We start from the raw sequence: 253 nt of genomic DNA on the forward strand, positions 1-253 counted from the left end.
TCTGGTTTGGCCTCTTCCCGTTTCGCTCGCCGCTACTCGGGGAATCGCGTTTGCTTTCTCTTCCTGCAGGTACTTAGATGTTTCAGTTCCCCACGTCTACCTTGTCTATAGCTATGTATTCACTATAGGCATATCACTTGATGAAAAGTGATGGGTTCCCCCATTCGGAAATCTCTGGATCAATGCTTACTTACAGCTCCCCAGAGCATATCGGTGTTCGTCCCGTCCTTCATCGGCTCCTAGTGCCAAGGCA

Annotated in this window: 1 rRNA gene; it reads right to left on the minus strand. The window is 49.8% G+C overall.

Annotated features, from left to right (window positions below):
• Positions 1-253: ribosomal RNA gene (locus ACYQ2O_RS13675) — 23S ribosomal RNA — on the minus strand; the annotation flags it as partial.

It is taken from the genome of Alkalibacterium sp. m-11, from assembly GCF_054658155.1.